Origin of the sequence: Brevibacillus sp. NPDC058079 (assembly GCF_042885155.1) — a bacterium.
Lineage (GTDB): Bacteria > Bacillota > Bacilli > Brevibacillales > Brevibacillaceae > Brevibacillus.
This window is the reverse complement of sequence record NZ_JBHVSO010000003.1, coordinates 272,210-293,229: the sequence shown is the minus strand read 5'-3', so window position 1 is coordinate 293,229 and position 21,020 is coordinate 272,210. Positions and strand designations below refer to the sequence as shown.

The following is a 21,020-nucleotide window of genomic DNA, read 5'->3' as shown; positions in this document are numbered from 1 at the left end:
AAACACATGGCAAAAGGTAAACTGATCATTGTCGGTGGAGGTTTGGCCGGCTTGATGGCTACCATCAAAGCAGCAGAAAAAGGCGTTCCTGTTCAGCTGTTCTCCCTGGTTCCGGTAAAACGTTCCCACTCTGTCTGTGCGCAGGGCGGTATTAACGGTGCGGTAAATACCAAAGGGGAAGGCGACTCCACATGGGAGCACTTCGACGATACAGTATATGGCGGAGACTTCTTGGCAAACCAACCGCCAGTTAAAGCAATGTGCGATGCAGCACCTGGCATCATCTATATGTTGGACCGTATGGGCGTTATGTTTAACCGTACGCCAGAAGGTCTGTTGGACTTCCGTCGTTTCGGGGGAACCAAACATCACCGTACCGCTTTTGCGGGTGCGACCACTGGACAACAGCTTTTGTACGCATTGGACGAACAAGTACGCCGTTATGAAGCTGAAGGTCTGGTAACCAAGTACGAATATTGGGATTTCCTCGGAGCCGTTTTGGACGATACAGGAACCTGTCGCGGGATTACTGCGCAAAACATGCGTTCCGGTGAAATTCAATCCTTCCGTGCGGATGCCGTTATTTTGGCAACAGGCGGACCTGGTATCATCTTCGGTAAATCGACGAACTCGATTATCAATACAGGTACAGCAGCGTCTGCGGCGTATCAACAAGGGGTTATCTACTCCAATGGTGAGATGATCCAAATTCACCCAACTGCAATCCCTGGCGACGACAAGCTGCGTTTGATGTCCGAGTCTGCTCGTGGTGAGGGTGGCCGTGTATGGACGTACAGAGACGGTAAGCCTTGGTACTTCCTGGAAGATAAATACCCTGCATACGGAAACCTGGTTCCGCGTGACATCGCGACTCGCGAAATCTTCTCCGTTTGCGTAGATATGAAGCTGGGTATCAACGGCGAAAACATGGTATACCTCGACCTGTCCCACAAAGATCCAAAAGAACTGGATGTAAAATTGGGCGGTATTATCGAGATTTACGAAAAATTCGTTGGGGATGACCCACGTAAAGTTCCAATGAAGATTTTCCCTGCGGTTCACTACTCCATGGGCGGTATGTGGGTAGACTACAACCAAATGACCAATATCCCTGGTCTGTTTGCAGCAGGTGAGTGCGATTACTCTCAGCACGGTGCAAACCGTTTGGGTGCGAACTCCCTCCTGTCCGCGATCTATGGCGGTATGGTAGCAGGTCCAAAAGCAATCGAGTACATCAAAGGCTTGAACAAATCCTCTGATGATCTGTCTTCCACGCTCTTCGACGGCTTTGCTAGCCAAGAGCAAGCGAAATACGACAGCATCCTGAAAATGGACGGAACAGAAAATGCTTACCTGATCCACAAGGAACTGGGTGAGTGGATGACTGACAACGTAACGGTAGTACGTTACAACGACCGTCTGCAAAAAACGGATGATAAGATTGTTGAACTGATGGAACGCTACAAGAAAATCAACATCAACGATACAAATAAATGGAGCAACTCTGGTGCTGCGTTTACCCGTCATCTCTGGAACATGCTCGCACTGTCCCGCGCGATCACGATCGGTGCTCTCAAGCGCGACGAGAGCCGCGGTGCTCACTACAAGCCTGATTTCCCTGAGCGTGATGACGAGAACTTCATGAAGACGACAATGGCGAAGTACAATGCTGAAACGACTGCGCCTGAAATCTACTATGAAGACATCGACGTATCCCTGATCGCACCACGTAAACGTGACTATACGTCTGACAAGAAATAAGAGAGGAGGAAACTGATCATGGCAGAAAAATTGATTCATTTGATTATCACTCGTCAAGATAGCCCTGACAGCACTCCGTACAAGGAAGAGTTCAAAATCCCTTACCGTCCTGGTATGAACGTGATTAGTGCTTTGATGGAGATTCAACGTAATCCACTCAACGCACAAGGTCAAAAAACGTCTCCAGTAAACTGGGAATCGAACTGCTTGGAAGAAGTATGCGGTGCGTGCTCGATGGTTATTAACGGAAGACCGCGCCAAGCGTGCTCGGCACTGGTTGATAAACTGGAACAGCCGATTCGTCTTGAGCCAATGAGCACCTTCCCTGTACAACGTGACTTGTCGATTGACCGCAGCCGCATGTTCGATGCGCTGAAACGCGTAAAAGCGTGGGTTCCGATCGATGGTACGCATGATCTGGGACCTGGTCCTCGCATGCCGGAAGTTGAGCGTCAATGGGCGTACGAGCTTTCGAAGTGTATGACGTGCGGTGTTTGCTTGGAAGCTTGCCCGAACGTGAATGCAAAGGCTGAGTTCATCGGTCCGTTCGCGATTTCGCAGGTTCGTCTGTTCAACCAGCATCCAACGGGTATGATGAACAAGCATGAGCGTCTGGAAGCCCTGATGGAAGATGGCGGTATCGGTGATTGCGGTAACTCGCAAAACTGCGTACAAGCATGTCCAAAAGGCATTCCGCTGACAACCTCGATCGCTCACATGAACAAAGAAACAACCAAACATGCAGTGAAGAAGTTCTTCTTCTCCTAATTGTTTGCAATAGAAAAGGCGTGCACCGGTGATCCGGAATGCACGCCTTTTTTCAGTTTAGAAAAGTTTGTTTAAGTGCTTTCTTTATATGTGGCTGTAGTGGAGAGAAGAATATTTCCAGGCTAGGCTCCAGGCTCCGTCCTGCTGGGGGATAAGACTGTCCGCTCGGTAGGACTCCACAAGTCGCTACGCCAGGAAATATTCTTCTCTGTCGTAACAGATGAGGTATTTCATTCTTTGAAGGATTTAAAAAATCGGATCACATGGAAAGATCGTAGAAGAAACAGGAGAAAAAAGCGAAGATCTTTGGTACACCGACCGAGACGCAATGCAAAAAGCGAAACACGTTCTTAAGCGTCCACCTCTGAGAAGCATCCTGAAAGGACCACTTTGGACGCGGTTTCGCTTTTTGCATGGAGTCGTGCAGTCAATCCCCTAGGGGGTGGCCCTAGAAGCTGAGCGTTTTCTCCTGTTTTCTCCCCACCACAACAGCAACGCACAAGGAGTTTATTCACTCGTCTCGATGACCGCCGCCATCGCCAGCTTTTCAAAAATGAGGACGAAGTGCTGGAGTTCATCTTCGCTGAGGTGAGAGAACATTTTATTTAGCTTTTCTCTCCGATTCTGCTTGGCTACTTGCAGAATTTTTTTGCCAGAATCGCGCAAGCTGATGTAAACCACTCGGCGATCTTCCTCATCACGATCACGGGCGACGAAGCCGTGTTTATCCAAACGGTCGACCATCGCTGTGATTGCGCTCGGTTTGACCCCCATTGATTCAGCCAATTCTCCAACGGTGCATTTTTCCTTCTGTTCCAACTGATGAAGAATGTAAAATTGCGGGCCAGTTAAACCAGAGACAGGTTCGGCTAATTGCGTTCCCATCGTGCGCATAATGGTACGAAACGCCTCCTGCAGGCGCTCAAGCGTATCTGTTAAGGGGGAGGGCATGCTCGTATCTTCTCCTTATTTGATCTATTTCTTCGTTATCGGGAATATTTGATATGTAATATTTAACGCACTTAAATATAGGCTGAAAATACTTCGTTTGTCAACCTTTGCGAAAAGAAGGGAATACCCAAGCGATTCCTAGTGAAAACTGAAAACATAATGGAATGACTTCCAGCAAGGGGGCAAACGATGAAGAAAAAGGTATGCAGCATTGGATTGATATTGGCTTTGCTTCCCGCAACGACTGTCAGCACAACAGCGTTTGAAGGAACGGCGACCATTCGTACGCAGATTTTGCAGGATCTCGCGGAAATGCACGAGCCATTACATACAGGCAAGGTGGACAAGGAATATAAAACAAAGGCAGATGAATGGCAACGGCAAGAACTGCTACTGCGAGGTGAGCAATTAAAATCCGCGCCTGTCGATTCGCTGGAAATGATTGAGGCGACTAAGGCTTGGGAGGAATCGGGGGTAAAAGGGGAAGGGATGCTCGTTTCTGTGATCGATACGGGCGTCAATCCGCGCCATCCCGATTTGCCTGCCCCGCATGATAAGCGTTCAGCCATGCAAAAGTCAGGCTCTTCCCAGAAGGTGATCCCTGGCTTTAACTGGGCTGATCGTACGCAAACAACGGAAGACGTATCGGAATCTCAGCATGGTATCCATGTGGCGGGAATTATTGGTGCGAACGGAAAAGTAAAAGGGGTTGCTCCTGAAGCCCAGCTCCTCAGCCAAAAAGTATTTTCCAATTATCAAAGCGAAGTTCCTGGGCTAGGTGAATCGATTTTATTTGCGATCAATGATTCCATTACGAAAAAAGCAGATGTCATCAACTTGAGTCTCGGTTCCTCAGCGGGCTATGTGGATGAAACCAATGTGGAGCAAATGGCAGTAAAGCGAGCAGTCGATAATGGGATCGTAGTAGTGGCAGCCGCGGGTAATGATGCGTATTTCGGCAGTGATAAGGTACGAGCACAGAATCCGGATATCGCCATGATCGGTTCTCCAGGCTTGAGTCCTGATGCGTTTTCAGTTGCTTCTGTCAATGCTACAGCACTTGCTGGCTATAGCTTCACGGTGCAAGGGGTACCCAGTATGGAGAAAGTCGTGTATTTATCGGGATACGTGGAAGGCGGGGGGGCAATAAACCCAGTCATGACACTGATGAAGCCGTATCCGCTTGTCTATATGGGGAAAGGGAAGAAGGAAGACTACAATGTTTCCGTAAAAGATAAGGTGGTATTGCTCGAGCGAGGCGACATTTCATTCGACGATAAGCTGCGCCTTGCCAAAGAAGCAGGAGCAGTTGGTGCAATCATCTACAACAATGAAATGGGACCACTCATTATCAGTGCAGAGCATGCCAAACAAATCCCGGCTGTTTCTGTCTTAAAGCACATGGGAGAGCAAATGGCACAAGCGATTAAAAAAGGCAAGAAAGTGACGGTCTCCTTTAACGGTGAATATGGACAAAATCCAATGCCTTATCCAGACGGAGGAACGATCTCGGCCTTTTCGTCATGGGGACCAACCCCTGATTTGCAGTTCAAGCCGGAGATTGCAGCTCCAGGTGGGGGCATCTTGTCACTCACGCGAGAGTCTGAATATGCCGTGAAAAGTGGTACGTCAATGGCAACGCCACATGTGGCAGGCGGGATGGCTTTGCTGAAGCAAGGCTATCTCAAGCAAGGGCGGAACCTGCAAGGCAGATCGCTTGTCGATACGTTAAAGGCGGCGGCGATGAATACAGCAGAACCGATTATCGATCCGCAAATCAGCGTACCCGCAGCGGATAAAGAGAAAGCAAAAAAAGTTCCTTACAGCCCACGGGTTCAAGGGGCAGGACTGATGCAAATCGCAAAAGCGATCAAGACGCCAGCCATTGTTGTGAATGCAAAAGGAAAAGCAGGTGTCTCGTTGGGAGAGATTGGGAATTCAACGACCTTTTCTCTATTCATTAATAACAAGTTTGGCAAAAAGCCCATTACGTATCAGCTGCAAAATGAGTTTGGTGTGATGACTGACTTGCGCAAGAATGGGATCAACATGCTGACCGATACCCTTTTCGAGGGGGCAGAATTGCAATTTTCCGCTCCTAAGATTACCGTTGCGCCGGGGAAGTTAGAGGAAGTGAAGGTAACGCTCACGATTCCGAAAGGCTCAGCACGCAATCAATTTGCAGAAGGATTTATTTCCTTTCAACCAGATGATAAGGAGCTGCCAACGTTGCGCACGTCGTTTTATGGCTTCTACGGCGACTGGGATGAACCAAGGATTATGGATCAGCCCGTATGGGAGGCAGAAAGTCAGGAAAAACGAACAGGTGTCAAGACGAGCTGGTATCACGATAAACGCAATGACAAATGGCGCTATCGGGATTATCTAGGTGTTACAGGTGTCAAAGCCGATGGCGGTGCGAAAGTCGACCCCAATCATATTGCCTTTTCGCCAAACGGGGATGGGCATTACGATGTTGCTGCTCCTTCGATTACTTTTTTGCGCAATGCCCGTCATATTATCGTCGAAGTAACAGACCAGTCAGGCAAGCCGATTCGCACTCTTGTGCGTGATGAAAAGGTGAGCAAGTACGACCAATCCAAGCTGGGGACGCCATACTATTATACGGAAAAGGAAGCGTGGAGCTGGGATGGAAAGATCTTTTCACCACAAAAAGGCGCCTATATACAGGCACCTGATGGACAGTACCAATTCTCCATTAAGGCCAAAATAGACGACCGCAATGCAAATTGGCAATCAATGACACTCCCCATCCGCGTGGATACAAAAGCTCCTGTGATTACAGCTTCTGTGTCAGGAAACCGGGTTCAGTGGAGCAGCCGCGATAAAGATATCCAAGCCTATTTCCTCTATGTAAACGGCAAAAGGGTAGGCGGTCCCTATTCTCCAAAAGTGTCCAGCACACTCATTAATCAGCCGGATAAAAAAATGAGTGTGGTAGCGTATGATTATGCAGGGAACATCAGTGTGGCGCATATTAACGGGAAAAGTGACAGCACTCCGCCATTTGTGGAGTTCCCGGATGATTTGTTTCCTTATCTGAAAATATCCAAGCAGCCGGATGTAGCCTTCAGGGGCAAAGTAACAGGCGAGGATATGATGGACAGAGTCCGCTTGTCGATTAACAAAACGCCTGTAAAGCTGGCGACGGATGGATCATTTGAAACGATCCTGCGATTAACGGAAGGTCTCAATTATGTGATGTACAGTGCAATGGATATGTATGGAAACAAGCGCCAATTCACGCAGCGGGTCATCGTCGATACGAGTCCTCCAACACTGCAATTGTTAAACGATGGCAGCGAAGACGTCCAGTTCGATGCAGCAACTAAGAATATGCTGGTTCCAGTCCGCTTCATGTACAGAGATCAAACATATAAAGGTCAGGTAAGTATCAATGGGCAAATCGTGTCCTACTTTGAAGAAGAGCAATTGGAAATTCCTGCCCAAAAATACGTAACGCAAATTTTGAGTATGAAGCAGGGAGAAAATCGTATTTTGCTTGAAGGCAAAGACGGTGCAGGTAATCAAAGTATGTTGCTGGTGTATGCGTATGTCGATGCCAATTCAGGGTCGGTCGTCATAAGCAATGGGGAGCAGCGTATATCCTACAAGGCGCGAACAGTGCCAGCTCCGACGATCCAGCTACCGAACAAACAGCTAGAAGGGCAGGAAGGTGAAGCACTGCCCATCGAAGGGAAAGTGACAGGTGCTGGTGCTGTTAACCTTCAAATCAACTATGGATCAAAAAGCTTTCAGACCAACGCGAATGATCGTGGGCTATTTCGCTTGGTGCTTCATGAGGTAGAGGAAGGCAAGCAAAAATTGACGGTTGTTGCTACTGATGCACTGGGTAGGGAAGCCCGGGCGGAGATGAACGTCGTCGGTAAGAAAAAATAGAGTAGCAGGCCCGTCAGTAGCAGAGAAAAGGCTATTGTCGGGCCAAATTTTTGTGGGAGGATTCCATTCGATGTTTTACCACGGGATCATGTGGGAATATGTTACGAGAGAGTACCCTGTGCTATCACCAAGAAGGACCGCCAGAAGGAAGCGTGGGGCAGAGCAATTGTGGGATCGTATTCATCTGATCGAACAATTCGGTTTGGAGCCCGTTCATTTGCTTGAGGCCGACGAACAGTACGATGCTGTCCGCTGTATACAGGAATGCTTGGCATTTGGAGATACTGTTTTTGCCTTTGATCGAGTCCAGCTTCCGATGTGGCAATTGAGTAAGCATGAGATCGGAGTAGAAATATTAGACTTGCGAACGTGCACGGCCATCTATACCTTTCGTCATGAGACAAAAGTAGAGGATTATTTTCCTGGTACACCATGCTTCCGTGACCTTATGCCTATAAAGTTTTCGTAATCCTATTGCGTCTGCCAAAAATCGACATTATGATATTCCTATACGAGTGCGTGTTCAAAAAGTCGTCTTTTTAGCACCTCTTTCGATGTCGAATAGGCTTCCAGTACTACTACGTGATCAAAAGACGACTTTTTGAACAACCTCTGAGAGTGAATTGCCCGGGAAAGGAAGAGAACGCAGATGATAGTCCAGTACCTTGATCCATTTCTTGAATCAGCTTCGTCCGTGATTCAACAAGTATGCAATGTCGACATTTCGCGTGGAGAGTTAGCTGAAAGAGAATGGAGCCATGTAGAAGGCCATACATGGATTCGAATCGGAATGACAGGTCAATTACAGGGTGAGGTCTTTTTCGGTCTGCAAGAGGAATTGGCTTTGCGCATTGTCTCGGCCATGATGGGCGGTTACCCCGTGCAAGAGATGGATGAGCTCGGAAAAAGTGCCATTTCCGAGTTGGGGAACATGATTTCCGGGAATGCGAGTACGCTTTTGTCCAATCGAGGTGTTCTTGTAGACATTACCCCGCCCTTATTTTTACACCAACATGACTTGAAAGACATGGCAGGGACAGCATTGATTGCACCGCTCGATCTTCATGACATGGGCAGACTGGATATTCAAATTATTGTGATAAGATAGAGGCGGCTAATCTAATGGCCGTCTTTTTTGTGAAGGATACGTAGCCACACACCATCATTCAAAGGAGGGATGGAAAGAGATGGATCATTACTTCTCGATCTGTTCAGCTGAGATGTATTATGAGAAATACATGGCCTTTTTATTGGAAAACTACGACCAGCTTCGCATGCCCTATTCCTTTCCTGTGACGCTCAGTTTTCTGGCGAGTCCCGTTTTAATGGAGGGGAAAGCATTTCTTTGCTTCAACGATGACGATGAAGTGATCGGTGCCTTTTCGTACATTTACGGGACAGGTGAAAATCAGTACGAAGACAAGCATATCGTTCAAATTCAGGTGGCCTATTTTTTAGAACAGTATCGCAGCAGTCGCCTTTTTTTGCATGCCCTTCAGTATGTAACCGAATATATCGCCTATATGGAGGAAGACGTGAAGGAGTTTCGATTCTGGACTTCCTCGGACGACTCTTTACGTAAATTGTTTAGCAAGATTGCAGAACGAGTAGCTTCTGTGGAAACGGCAAATGGTCCATTGGATGAATATCGCGCATCGTTTTTGGCTTGGCAATCCTATGCAGCCAGGTTTCAACATGAACCATTTTTCTAATCCAAGAAGGAGACGTTACGATGCTGTTCGTCATCAAAAACCTGTTTGGCTACATACGCCCCTATAAGCACCTGAGTTTCCTTTTTTTCCTCACACTTGCACTCGATCTGCTTTTTTTATCCTTGGCACCTCTTAGTTTCCAGATGATCATTGACAAAGCGATTGTTCCCAAAGATATGCACGTTTTCACAGTCATCATGATCGTATTGGCGATTAGCGGGTTTATCTGTGTTAGTGCTGGAATTATCAGTGATTATGTTCTGGCAAAACTAAATGCACGTGTGCAAAATGATTTGCGGCAAAAATTGTTTGCGCATATGCAGCATTTGCCGGTTAGCTATTTCCACAAAACGCGTTCGGGCGAACTGGTCTCTCACTTTTCAGTGGATTTGCCTGTCATTGACAGATCGTTGGCCATTCTCTTCACGACGGGTATTCAGTCATTGGCGGTCGTGACGATTAGTACGATGGTGTTGTTTTACTTGGAATGGGTGATGGCGCTGTGTATCTTGGTGGGAGCAATCTTGGTCTTTACAGGTCCTTATTTGCTTGGCCGACGTGCCCACGCCGTCAATGCCGCATACAAAGAACAGCTCGCTGCAATGACGAATGATATTCAGGAAAATACGAAAGCGCAAATGGTTATCAAGGGCTTCAACCTGCAAGATGTCATGATCGATAAATTCAATGAAAGACTCAAATTGCTGTTGGTCAGCAACTATCGCAAAAATTTGATGGCAGCGAAATTGGAACGAATTCCTGCGCTATGCTTATTACTTATCAATTTTACGATCATTGGCTTTGGTTCCTATCTGGCACTCACCGGGCGAATCTCTGTCGGTTCACTTGTCGCTTTTTTCACCATGTATACGTCGATGGGGAATGCAGTGTTTAATCTGACCTTTACGCTCCCGCTGATTACAGATGCACAAGTCAGTATGGAGCGAATCCAGAAGGTACTGAATGAACCGAGTGAAAAAGTCGACCATTCTGTAGCGGATCAGCCCGATTTGCGTTTGACTGAAGTGTCCATAAAAAATGTTGCGTTTGGTTATCAGGAAAATCAGTTGTCTATAAATCAGGTCAACATGCAGATTCCGGCTCGAACAAAAGTTGCGATTGTTGGTTCCAGCGGGTCTGGAAAAAGCACGATCGTTCAGCTGTTACTTGGCTTTTATGAACCTAGCTCTGGTCATATCGAGATAAACGGCACAAAGCTCGATGAATGTAATCGGGGAGCCTTCCGCAACCACGTAGGGGTCGTCTTTCAGGATAACTTTCTTTTTCACGGAACAATAGCGGAAAACATCCGGCTCGGCAAACTCGATGCGACCACCGATGAGCTGAGGATGGCTGCACAGCAAGCGGAGATCCATGACTATATCATGAGTCTACCAGATAAGTACGAAACACTTGTTTTGGATGGGGGAAGCAACCTCTCTGGGGGACAAAGGCAGCGACTTGCCATTGCTCGAGCGATTCTGCGCAATCCTTCATTACTCATTCTGGATGAAGCAACTTCTGCCCTCGATCCCATTTCAGAGGCTTCTATTAACAAGACTTTTGCAAAGCTTTCCAGCGATCGGACTGTCATTACGGTGACACATCGTTTGTCGACCATAACGGACATGGATCAAATATTTGTGTTGGAGCAGGGGGAACTAGTGGAGCAAGGGACACACTTTCAACTGTTGCAAAAGCGGGGCTATTACAGCAGGCTATGGGAGAAGCAAAGTGCTTTGAGCAGCCCAGAAGGTGTTACGGATGTTCCCAAACATCTGCTGAATCTGAGGAGCAGATTCGATTTGCGATCGTAGAGGACGGCGATCACTTTGGAGAAACAGACTTAGCGGGTGCTTTACAGACAACAACCGTGACGGCTCTCACCTCTTGTGTTGTTTTGACCTTACCTTTGAAGGTATACCAGTACATCACGTCCCAACACACGGCGATTGGCAGGAAAGTCCAACAGCCGATACGTTAACGAACAGAAAAAGAAAGGCAGTGTGCAAAGGATGCATGTCCAATTTAGAAGCTGTACCAGTGACGATGATTTTGCCCAATTCACGCTATTTTTTATGCGCAATCGATTGGAATTTAGCCGTATGTTTTCCCTTAGTGACACGCTTGTTCATATTTTGACGTTTCTCCCGGATTCTCATTTGATCCTGATAGAAGACGAGCGAGGTAAATTGGTCGGATGGGGCCATTATCAATATTTGACAGCAGAAAGGCAACCAGACCCAGCGGGCGAAATTTGCTATATCCATTCTGTCATCGTTGAAGAAAAATATCGAAGTAGCAGGGTATTTCTGAAAGGCTTTCGCCATCTTATCAGACAGGTCCAAGAAGAAAATGAACACGTGAAACAAGTGACCTTTAGTGCAGATGCTAACCATGTTTATCTGAACCGGCTCTATTCTAAATTTGCCCAGGTTGCAGGGGAGCAGGAGGGCTATTACGGACAAGAAAACATCTACATGGCCGAAATCAATCAACTCGCCTCTTATTTGAGAGCAGTAATTGACGGTAAATAAGGAAAAATGCTATTCTTAAGAAGATATTGCCAGAAAGGAGGACTATCAGATGATTCCAATGGTACCACGTTTGAAAGACGGAGTAAGAAAACCTTTTACTGCTTCGATTCAAAATCTTCTCATGAAAAATGAGCAGCTGCGTGTAGTTACTTCTTCTACGAAGTAATCGATCAGCTATCATCTTTTTCGAATCAACTGTTTCCATGAATGGAGAAGTGGTTGACAGGCTATCCTGCTCAGCCACTTTTTTATTTATGTTTGAATAGAATAAAAAAATAAAATATTTTCTATTGTCTGGATGATTTTTAATAGATAGTGTATTGTTGGAAATAGTAAGGGGGGATGAGAGATTGTCCTATGTAAAACAATTAATTGGGATGTTTTTCCTAGTTATCGTCGTTTGCGGTGGGCCGTTCATGCTATATACGCAAAAGGAAGAAATCGTGTTCGAACCGGGAAATATCGTAGTCCATACGGTATATCTGATTCAGCAGATTGCAGAAGGCTCCCTCGGAACCTATTATTCGGGGCAAACGGAAAGGAGTATCGCAGAGGATATCCTCCCATTTGCAATTAGCTCCTTTGAACTACTATTCGCAAGTGTTAGTGTCGCAGTTCTTGCTAGTATTATTTTTGGATTGCTATTGCAGCGCTTTCGGTTTGTACGTCAAATTCAAAAGGTTTTGAATCTCCTTGCCACGATTCCTGATTTTATCCTGATTGTTGTTTCGATTGTGGGTGCGGTCGGATTTTACAAGATGACGAACATTCGAATTATCACCCTATCACCTATAAGTGACTCTGAGAGTACCTGGTTTCCGATCACTTTACTGTCAATTGGACCAACGATTTTTCTCATGAAGGTAGTCAGTCTGAAGTATGCACAAATTGGCGGCGAAGACTATATAAAAACAGCACTTGCCAAGGGGATGGGGATTTGGCATGTTCTGATTCACCACGTCTATAAAAATATCAAGCCGTTTCTCATTGCTGATTTAAAGAAGACGATTGCGATTTCGGTAGCCAACTTGTTTATTGTTGAGTACTTATTAAACGTCGTAGGATTGACCCGGTTTATTTTCAGCAAAGATGGCGGATACGAATTCAATGCTGCTGTCATGGGACTTTTAGGTATTATTTTGCTATCCATTTTAGTCTATGTGTTGATTCGTCTCATTCTGTATGTGATTGAACGCGCGGTTGTGTATAAATAACCCAGACTTCTTTTGGAATGAGTGAGGGTATGGTATGAGGAAACGGTTCAATTGGGCTTTATGGCTAGGCTGTATTTTGGTAGTATTTCTAATGATTATCGGTGTAGCCGGACCTTATTTGGCCCCCTATGACATTGATTACCAGGTGAAAGTGCGCAATGAAATGGTGAACGGGAAGCAAGTGATCATTTCGCCGCCTCTGGCACCTTCAGGCGAGCATCTGTTGGGTACGGATAAATGGGGCTATGATTTGCTTACAAAACTACTCTATGGGGCACCGTACACCATTTTTATTACGCTTATGATTGCGTTATTGCGATTATTGATTGGAGCATGGATCGGACTGTATATTGGAATATTGGAGAAGCAGCAGCGTTGGTGGATTGCGATTGAGAACGCCTGGGGGTACATGCCCATATTTATTCCTGTCTATTTTTTATTGAAAGGAATCAATATCAATCCAGAGTTGCCAACGTTTACACTCGTGTTGTTTTTCGTAGTGGTCGTGGCAGTGCTAGGGGCGCCTTCGGTAGCTGCGTCCATCCGTCAAAAAACGGAGCAAATCAAGGAATCCCAGTACGTTTTAGCTGCGACTTCGCTGGGGGCTGGGCGGGATCAGATCATCTTTCGCCACATTCTGCCGCATTTGAAGGAGCATCTGGTCATTGTTTTGGTGACAGAGATGATCGCCACCATGACGTTGATGGGGCTTCTCGGGATATTTGGTCTGTTTGTAGGTGGCACGACTATGTACTATGACCCTGTTGAGTTTCACTCGACCACACATGAATGGGCAGGACTGCTCGGGACTTACCGAAGCTTTGTCTACACGAATTACACGTGGATTTTCCTGATTCCACTTGCTGCTTATATGCTTGCAATCAGTTCCTTTAGTCTACTGGCCAAAGGATTGCGTGATAAATTCGAACAGACGTATAGTCGTACCCCATTTATTTAAGCAGCTGGTCACTTTTCAGCATGAGGGATAAGTGAGGTTTTTTGATGAAAAAACGATTCCATTTTTCTTTATGGCTAGGCAGTATTTTCGTGTTCCTTCTGATCGTGATCGCTGTGGTGGGGCCTTACTTGGCTCCCTATGATCTGGAATATCAAGCGAAGATGCGTCAGGAGATTGTGAACGGTAAACAAGTCATGGTCTCTCCACCCTTCCCGCCGTCAGAGGAACATTTACTCGGCACGGACAAATGGGGGTATGATTTACTGACCCTCTTGCTCCATGGAGCGCCATACACTGTTTTTATTACCCTTGCGATCGCATTTATTCGCGTGTTACTTGGTACATGGATTGGACTCTATATCGGCATCCAAGATAAAGAGCAGAGTTGGTGGATGGCGATTGAAAATGCATGGAGCTATATGCCTGTGTTTATCCCCGTGTATTTTCTTTTGCGAGGAATCAATGTGAATTCGGAGCTGCCGACGTTCTCGCTCGTGCTGCTTTTCATTGGGCTTGTCTCTGTCCTTGGAACACCTTCTGTAGCCTCTTCTGTGCGTCAAAAGGCCGAACAAATTAAAGAGTCACAATACGTTTTGGCTGCTGTTGCACTGGGAGCTGGCCGGAATCAAATCGTCTTTCGCCACATCTTGCCACATTTGAAGGAACAGCTCATTATCATCTTGGTGACAGAAATGATCGCTGTCATGACCTTGATGGGGCTTCTCGGCATCTTTGACCTGTTTGTAGGTGGTACGAAAATGACCTTTGACCCGATTCTGTATCATTCCATTACACACGAATGGGCAGGGCTGCTCGGGTCTTATCGAGGCTTTATTTACAGTAACTATACGTGGATTTTTCTCGTACCACTGGGTGCATTCATGATCGCCATTGGATCGTTTAGCTTGTTAGCCAAAGGTTTGCGTGATAAGTTCGAGCAAACGTATAGTCGTACCCCATTTATTTAAGTTGTGGTGCCCTTGATTTTTACGAATCAAGGGCATTTTTGGTTGATCCGGTTAAAAATAATGGAATGGAAGTCGAATTGTAGGGAGCAGTATATGTGTCGGGTGAATAGACTGGAGTGTCGGGGGCGGTGTTGGCCTTGGGTTCCGATGGCAATCTCATCAGACGAGGCGAACTCGTCTCGATCTGAACGGGGGACAACTGGCGGCCATCGTCGTCTCGAACGGAAAAATTCACGGCGGATGTCGAAGAGGTTTCTCAGCGGTGTTCGGAACCCATTGCCCATTTTCTGAATAGGATGTAAGGCAAAAGCCTAAAATCCTTGAAATTCCGGCACCATCACCCACCCCCCATCATAGGATAAGGTGACTCTGTAATCCCTCAACCTTGTTCCTGTAGAGCCCACAAGGAGGGGTGGCACGATTGAAGGGTAGCGACCAAACCAAGCCGTTGTTAACGAATCGCGAAAGAGAAGTGTTTGAACTCTTGGTCCAAGATAAGACAACCAAAGAGATTGCCGGACAACTCTTCATCAGCGAAAAGACTGTGCGCAATCACATTAGTAACGTCATGCAAAAATTAGGTGTCAAAGGTCGATCTCAGGCAGTAGTCGAACTCGTTCGACTTGGTGAACTAGAGATTTGAACCCAGTCCACCCAGCCTCCCTTTTCTTCCCTTGGTCGGAAGGGAGGGTTTTTTTATTTTGTGGGCTTTGTCTGGCCTCGGTTATATCCTATTACCAAAGCTTACTGGTCGGGATTATAGAATTTTCCTGACCGATTGCATTACAAAGAGCAGCTAAAGGATCTTAAAAATCCAGAATTATAAAACATAATTTTAAGGTTGAGTCATTCATCAGATTGAATTCTAAGCACCCTTTTGATTTAACATTAAGGGAGTACTATCATAATTAATCATAATGAGGGTGGTTGACAATATTTTTTGAATTGTGATAATATGAGGACATAATTTAATCTTGTGCTGGAAATACCACCACACTTAGGTCCATTCAAGGATGGATCAGTGTGGTTTTTTTATTGAATCAAGAAGGTATGTAGTTTTGAGTAATGAGTTGTTTTATCCGAATTATCATTAATGTTTATGGTTACAGATGAAAGGAAAATGCACTTAAGGAGACAACAAGGGAGCAATTCATACCTGTGACGTTAGTAAGTAGTGATCCAGGGAGTGATGTCTTAGCGTAACAAATGAATGAGATGAATAAAGACGGAGTAATTCAAAGATTCTCACTTGCTAAGAGATAGAATTTATCATTTTGACTACACAGATATGCCAAATTAGATAAAATTATTTATTGGGGGAGTAATTATGATTCTTAATTTAAAAGTGATAATTTTGACGATCATTGCACTCGGGATTCTTAGCTACATTTTAAATATTATTCTGAGTAAAATATTCTTTCCAGGAGTAGAAAGAATATCTTTAGAAATTGCAAAATATGCTAAAGGAAAATATATATTATTGGCTATGGAAGTTTTGTTTATTCTTCTTGTAGTCACACATGCTTTATTATTCTTGAAATATACTACCTCACCGAATAGTTTGTTGTTTGTTTTTTCATCTTTTTTCATTACCTTGTTTTTCGTCGCAGACATAACATATCAAATCAGGAAAAAGTGTGCTAATTTGCCAAGCCTATTTATTCTGATAAAAAAAGGATACAATAAGCAGAATTATTTTATGAACAGGAGCAAGCTTTTTTTTGAAGAGCTTATAAGTATATTCTTTTTAATGGTGGCTTTAGTCGTTTCACTTACTTTTTTAGTTCAACTTAAGTGGCCCCATGAAACTTATTTTATAGGTTATGTTTTGATCCCTGTTTACGCTGTTTTATGGAGTTATTTCAATACAAAACTAAGATTCAGACCTAAAGAAAGCATAAGGTTTAGAAGGATAATCTTCTATTTTTTTATTGCTGTTTTATCTATCAATGAATGCTTTGATAAATACAAACAAATACTTGAAAGTGAAAAGATTACTATGACCATCGATTATCAAAGCTTATTTAGTTATGCGGGAGTGGTTATTTTTTTAGCACTAGATCGTGTAATTAAAGAACTTTCTGATGACAAAAATGATTTTGATAAAGTACAAAATAAAATTAACTAGCGAAGTATTTCGAATCATTAAACGATAGTTAGTTTAGGAATATCCGGTTTTATTTGTTTAATAATATGAAGTTGTTTGGACTGACGATAACAAGGAGTGTAAACTCCAACGTATCTAAAGAGACTTTTAATCGTGTTATTCAAAACATGTGAGTAACGTCATGCAAAAATTAGGTGTCAAAGGTCGATCTCAGGCAGTAGTCGAACTCGTTCGACTTGGTGAACTAGAGATTTGAACCCAGTCCACCCAGCCTCCCTTTTCTTCCCTTGGTCGGGAGGGAGGGTTTTTTATGTTCATTTGTAAACGGCGAACATGAGGGGGCGGACAAAGTAAGAAGCAGAGAAGGCGATGGGAGGCTGGAGGTTGGTGCTTAACAAATCGGAAATTGTAGGAATTTTAGTGTCGTAGTTAGTTGTTACTCATAGTGAGGGGGCGTAGGGTCAAGATAGTTAATTAATACCACAACTCCCCAATAAATAATAGAAGTGATCAGCACATATATCCATCTTTTACGCAGGGACTTTGAACGTACGATTAAACACCATCCAAGGAAGGGCAATGTTATCAAAATAATTGATGTAATTTCGATCATGCAAAATTCACTCCTTTCAGTTTAAATACGCAATTGGGGAATATTGGTTACCTGGTCGTTTTAACACAGCACACGTTTGATAAATGACGGGAGAGAGCGGGAATCATCCGCACTTGAAACGATCATTGACCTTGACCGAGGAGTGGAAAAACATCTGACAAAATCGGCTGGAAGCATAACATCGACGTATCAAAAGCACCCAACAATAGGATGCCTGATCAATGGAGAAAAGTAGCTGATCGGATATTGACGGTTACGGATAGATTGAAAAGGGTGCAAATAGAACAACAACCCGCGTGGTAATTATAGCAATTTATCAAAATAGAAATTCTCGGGCCTGCTCACGAACCGGAAAAAATCGTACGCTAAGTAATGCTTTGCATGAAAAAAACCGGATCTCACAAGGTAACCCGGTTCTCGAAATTGCTATAAGGGGTATCAACAACAAATCGCGTAAAACGTACGTTAAGCTTAATTCAAATAAGCCGACCTTATGCTAGCTTAGGAATTACAACAATAATTCCATAGCTGCTCGTTCTTTATCCGCAATCTCGAGCAAAAGCTTAGAAACCTGGTTTAGTTCCTGGTAGCTTCCCGTTCTTCCTGCATGGTTGATCAAAGAAGAAACGCTGGCCCACATTGGAGCGATTTCCGCGAACATCAATGATGCCTGCTCTAATTTTGGGTCTTCAAGCAGTTCTGTGCATTCTTTGAGAAAATCGCGATATAGGTTTCGAAACAATGCACCGCCGGTTCCCGCTCTTTCCATTAGCAACGCAGTTAAACATAGATCATGCTCAAAATTTTTGCTGCGCTCAGGCCACTTCAAAATTTCGCTGCTCATTTTCATAATGCCTTTATTCCCGATATTTCGAATGGGCGGATTCAAATAGTCATTCGCATTCTGGGTTAAGGACGCACGAATAGCAGGTACAAGCGGCGGAAGGGCAACAACCGACTCAATCGTGAAGGAACGATTTCGGGAGCTCATCGACCCCTTGGCATTGCGGGCCATGGCCAAATGATCCAAACGCGTCTTAACCAGTCCGCCCTGCTGTTTCGTATCCGCCATGTAGGCGTATTCGTCATCCATCCCATAGATCACCGCATAGTGGGCGGCAAAGTGCACTTTGTTTGTGAAATAATCCAAATAATAAGAGTCCAGTTTAAGTCCAACCGGACTGCCGTGTTCGATGAAGCTCTGTACGTTCTTCCAAGCTTTGTCAACGGACGAAGTTTCTTGTATCCTGACGGTCAAGTTGAGTCGCGTGGCTAAGCAAGCAGTCAATTCATCCGGCTTCACTCTTCCTCCGATAAAAGGAAAGTCCAGCCCCTTCGAATCCCAATAAATGAATCCCAATCCTTGTCCGAGTCCGAATAACATGGGTTCTGAAAGCTGGACACCCGCAAATTGAAGCAAATTCCCCATCGTCGTCGTCTCGCAATGTTCGCCCTGATAAGGAACGAAACCTTCAATGATTGTAGCCATGTTATTTCATCTCCTCCAATAATTCGTTGATTAGATGAACGACGAATGACCGTTCGCACTCAATAAGGCTCATAGCATGAAGGAAAAGCGCTCTTACATGCAACGGCAATTGAACGCCTCCTTGCGATTCGGACTTTCGCCCGATCTGTTTCGAAGTCTCCTTAAGAAAATCCAGCCGTTGCCGCAATGCTTCAATGGCTTCACCCTTCTTGACAAAAGGCAAAGCAGCCAACCCAAGGTCGAACCGGGGGTCGCGTTCTCGCGAAGAAGACAGGCTGACAATGATTTCATTTCTTAGCAAGTCCATACCGGCTTCCATCATGATAAATCGTATCGGCATAGGTCCCTTACCGGATTTCTCACTGGAACCCTCTGACTCGATCAATCCTTTATCGTTCAATTTCTTCAGTCCTGTATATATCGAAGTCGTGCCGATATTCGCCCATTCCCGGTAGCCGCGCTGATCGATTAACTTATTGATGTCGTAACCCGACACTTGATTACATTCCGCGATAATTTGCAACAGCATAAATTCTACATTCGAAAGTTGATTCATGGAGAGACTCCTCATGATTTATAATTCATATATGTAATATAACAGTAGTGGAATATAAGATCAATATCTTGTTCCTTTCGTTGCACACAAATCCACGGTTGGCAAGCATTCTTGAGAATAAAGAAAACTGGCCGAAGTGGTCAATGCATAGTCCCAACAGACCTTTAGCACTTGGTGGGGAGACGGTACGACTTCATCATCAGACGGTCAGTGGTTCCGGGCTGGTGGCACAGGCCAAGCCGTCGGCCACTTCAACGCGAAATATGGCAAGGAGCCCGGCGTCACATTTTACACACATATATCAGATCAGTATTCGCCATTTCACACCAAAGTCATCAACGCCGCTGTACGCGATGCGACCCCATTCTCACACAAGTATGTAAAAATATATATAAGAAAGAACTTTCGCGTATAGCATGTAGTTCTTTATTTTCGAACTCATATATAACTAAGCACTACAGTAATGCTCATTGTAATAAAGAAATACCCCTTCCATTATTGGTAAGGGGCGGAGGTGGGCGATAGGTTTTTATTTATTGTCCAGCTGCACTATTCGATTAACAATGGCTTCTCCTAAGTCAATTCATCAACAGAGGGAATTAGTTTACTTAGTCCTTCTCTCATCGTCTGTATGGTCCCATTGTGTGATATGAGCAAATCCAATAGCACCCTTCAGGTATGCAAAAAGGGAAACAACGCGGATATTGATCTGGAAATTGAACCAATCGACCATTTACTTTCTTGAATCCCTTAGAGTTAGAATTTTTCTTGCTCAAGAGATATCACCTCCTGATAACGATCTAAGATAACATATTAACAAATTTTACCTTTTGACTGGACGAGTGTTCTGCCGAATCGAAAATAGCGTGAAAAACAGGTATAGAAGGACACCAGTCGTGAGTCGTGATGTATTGGTAATAGTTTATAAGCTCTTGAAAAGTCAGTAGTTTAACAAATTGTGTAATTAGTAAGTTTCATGGGAAGGTAATAGCATTTAACGAAGTAATAGGAACGAACATTTCGTACACATTATTAACCACTCCAATATGAAGAAAAATGCTGTAAATATGAGTGCCTGGAGAAGGAGTATCAACCCAAGTAATAGTAAGAGGAAGCATTTCATATTTCGTTCCAATTTCGGAAGGGGATTCAGGGGAGTTAGTTTGACTGTGCCAATTTGAGTAACTCGCAATTACAGTGGATGTTGTACCAGTTACTCTTTTTAAACCAAAGAATATACGAATAAGGTAATCAGGTTGTACGTCCACATTAACGACTAGATGAGCCATAGAATCAAATTTAATTTGCTGACCAACACGTGTTGTTATCGGTGATAGAGAAACAAGTGTCGTTTCAGTCGCAATGGGCACTGGAATATTATCGTTCTGTGCAAATGAAAGGGTTGGCAAAATAATCACCTGCTTACGAAGTTATAAGGTATTCCCAAATTTATGCCGTTATTTGA

The 21,020-nt window shown here is 44.6% G+C and carries 17 protein-coding genes and 2 pseudogenes; 15 read left to right on the top strand and 4 right to left on the bottom strand.

The window, feature by feature from the left end:
• Positions 1–6 precede the first annotated feature (6 nt).
• Together sdhA and sdhB are read left to right on the top strand one after the other, a co-directional pair.
• Positions 7–1,761, top strand: a complete 1,755-nt coding sequence (gene sdhA, locus ACFVS2_RS11540; RefSeq protein WP_007722462.1) for a succinate dehydrogenase flavoprotein subunit — start codon at positions 7–9, stop codon at positions 1,759–1,761.
• Between the two features lie 18 nt (positions 1,762–1,779).
• Positions 1,780–2,529 carry a succinate dehydrogenase iron-sulfur subunit gene (gene sdhB, locus ACFVS2_RS11535; RefSeq protein ID WP_007722466.1) on the top strand — a complete coding sequence of 250 codons (750 nt, stop codon included), beginning with the start codon at positions 1,780–1,782 and terminating at the stop codon, positions 2,527–2,529.
• A 507-nt stretch (positions 2,530–3,036) separates the two neighbouring features.
• Here sdhB and ACFVS2_RS11530 read toward each other — a convergent pair.
• Complete coding sequence (locus ACFVS2_RS11530) at positions 3,037–3,480, bottom strand: MarR family winged helix-turn-helix transcriptional regulator (protein WP_390233908.1); 444 nt, start codon at positions 3,478–3,480, stop codon at positions 3,037–3,039.
• Positions 3,481–3,669: 189 nt separating this feature from the next.
• Between ACFVS2_RS11530 and ACFVS2_RS11525 the strand changes: the two genes are divergently transcribed.
• The 12 genes and pseudogenes from ACFVS2_RS11525 to ACFVS2_RS11470 form a co-directional block, all read left to right on the top strand.
• Positions 3,670–7,401, top strand: coding sequence for a S8 family serine peptidase (locus ACFVS2_RS11525; protein ID WP_390233905.1), 3,732 nt, complete (start codon positions 3,670–3,672; stop codon positions 7,399–7,401).
• 70 nt (positions 7,402–7,471) lie between these two features.
• Positions 7,472–7,870 (top strand): hypothetical protein, encoded by a 399-nt coding sequence (locus ACFVS2_RS11520; RefSeq protein WP_390233903.1) that lies wholly within the window; start codon positions 7,472–7,474, stop codon positions 7,868–7,870.
• A gap of 180 nt (positions 7,871–8,050) precedes the next feature.
• Positions 8,051–8,509, top strand: a complete 459-nt coding sequence (locus ACFVS2_RS11515) for a chemotaxis protein CheX (protein ID WP_390233901.1) — start codon at positions 8,051–8,053, stop codon at positions 8,507–8,509.
• Between the two features lie 79 nt (positions 8,510–8,588).
• Positions 8,589–9,113, top strand: coding sequence for a hypothetical protein (locus tag ACFVS2_RS11510; RefSeq protein WP_390233898.1), 525 nt, complete (start codon positions 8,589–8,591; stop codon positions 9,111–9,113).
• Positions 9,114–9,133: 20 nt separating this feature from the next.
• Positions 9,134–10,930, top strand: a complete 1,797-nt coding sequence (locus ACFVS2_RS11505; protein WP_390233895.1) for an ABC transporter ATP-binding protein — start codon at positions 9,134–9,136, stop codon at positions 10,928–10,930.
• 198 nt (positions 10,931–11,128) lie between these two features.
• Complete coding sequence (locus tag ACFVS2_RS11500; protein WP_390233892.1) at positions 11,129–11,650, top strand: GNAT family N-acetyltransferase; 522 nt, start codon at positions 11,129–11,131, stop codon at positions 11,648–11,650.
• A gap of 350 nt (positions 11,651–12,000) precedes the next feature.
• Positions 12,001–12,864, top strand: coding sequence for an ABC transporter permease subunit (locus ACFVS2_RS11495; protein WP_390233890.1), 864 nt, complete (start codon positions 12,001–12,003; stop codon positions 12,862–12,864).
• A 34-nt stretch (positions 12,865–12,898) separates the two neighbouring features.
• Positions 12,899–13,822: an ABC transporter permease gene (locus ACFVS2_RS11490; RefSeq protein WP_390233887.1), complete on the top strand. Its 924-nt coding sequence runs from the start codon at positions 12,899–12,901 to the stop codon at positions 13,820–13,822.
• A gap of 44 nt (positions 13,823–13,866) precedes the next feature.
• Complete coding sequence (locus ACFVS2_RS11485; protein WP_390233885.1) at positions 13,867–14,790, top strand: ABC transporter permease; 924 nt, start codon at positions 13,867–13,869, stop codon at positions 14,788–14,790.
• Between the two features lie 421 nt (positions 14,791–15,211).
• The gene (locus ACFVS2_RS11480) at positions 15,212–15,433 is read left to right on the top strand and encodes a helix-turn-helix domain-containing protein (protein ID WP_003387736.1); all 222 of its coding nucleotides are present in this window, start codon (positions 15,212–15,214) and stop codon (positions 15,431–15,433) included.
• A gap of 684 nt (positions 15,434–16,117) precedes the next feature.
• Positions 16,118–16,918 (top strand): hypothetical protein, encoded by an 801-nt coding sequence (locus ACFVS2_RS11475; RefSeq protein WP_390233883.1) that lies wholly within the window; start codon positions 16,118–16,120, stop codon positions 16,916–16,918.
• A gap of 145 nt (positions 16,919–17,063) precedes the next feature.
• Positions 17,064–17,153, top strand: a pseudogene (locus ACFVS2_RS11470) (helix-turn-helix transcriptional regulator); the annotation flags it as partial.
• An 865-nt stretch (positions 17,154–18,018) separates the two neighbouring features.
• On the opposite strand, the gene ACFVS2_RS11465 reads toward ACFVS2_RS11470, so the two are convergent.
• Together ACFVS2_RS11465 and ACFVS2_RS11460 are read right to left on the bottom strand one after the other, a co-directional pair.
• Positions 18,019–18,999: a BtrH N-terminal domain-containing protein gene (locus ACFVS2_RS11465; RefSeq protein WP_390233880.1), complete on the bottom strand. Its 981-nt coding sequence runs from the start codon at positions 18,997–18,999 to the stop codon at positions 18,019–18,021.
• A gap of 1 nt (position 19,000) precedes the next feature.
• Positions 19,001–19,555: a PadR family transcriptional regulator gene (locus ACFVS2_RS11460; RefSeq protein ID WP_173619052.1), complete on the bottom strand. Its 555-nt coding sequence runs from the start codon at positions 19,553–19,555 to the stop codon at positions 19,001–19,003.
• A gap of 163 nt (positions 19,556–19,718) precedes the next feature.
• Here ACFVS2_RS11460 and ACFVS2_RS11455 point away from each other — a divergent pair.
• Positions 19,719–19,916 (top strand): annotated as a pseudogene (locus ACFVS2_RS11455) (Tn3 family transposase); the annotation flags it as partial.
• A gap of 613 nt (positions 19,917–20,529) precedes the next feature.
• On the opposite strand, the gene ACFVS2_RS11450 reads toward ACFVS2_RS11455, so the two are convergent.
• Positions 20,530–20,964 (bottom strand): hypothetical protein, encoded by a 435-nt coding sequence (locus ACFVS2_RS11450; RefSeq protein ID WP_390233877.1) that lies wholly within the window; start codon positions 20,962–20,964, stop codon positions 20,530–20,532.
• Between the last annotated feature and the right edge of the window lie 56 nt (positions 20,965–21,020).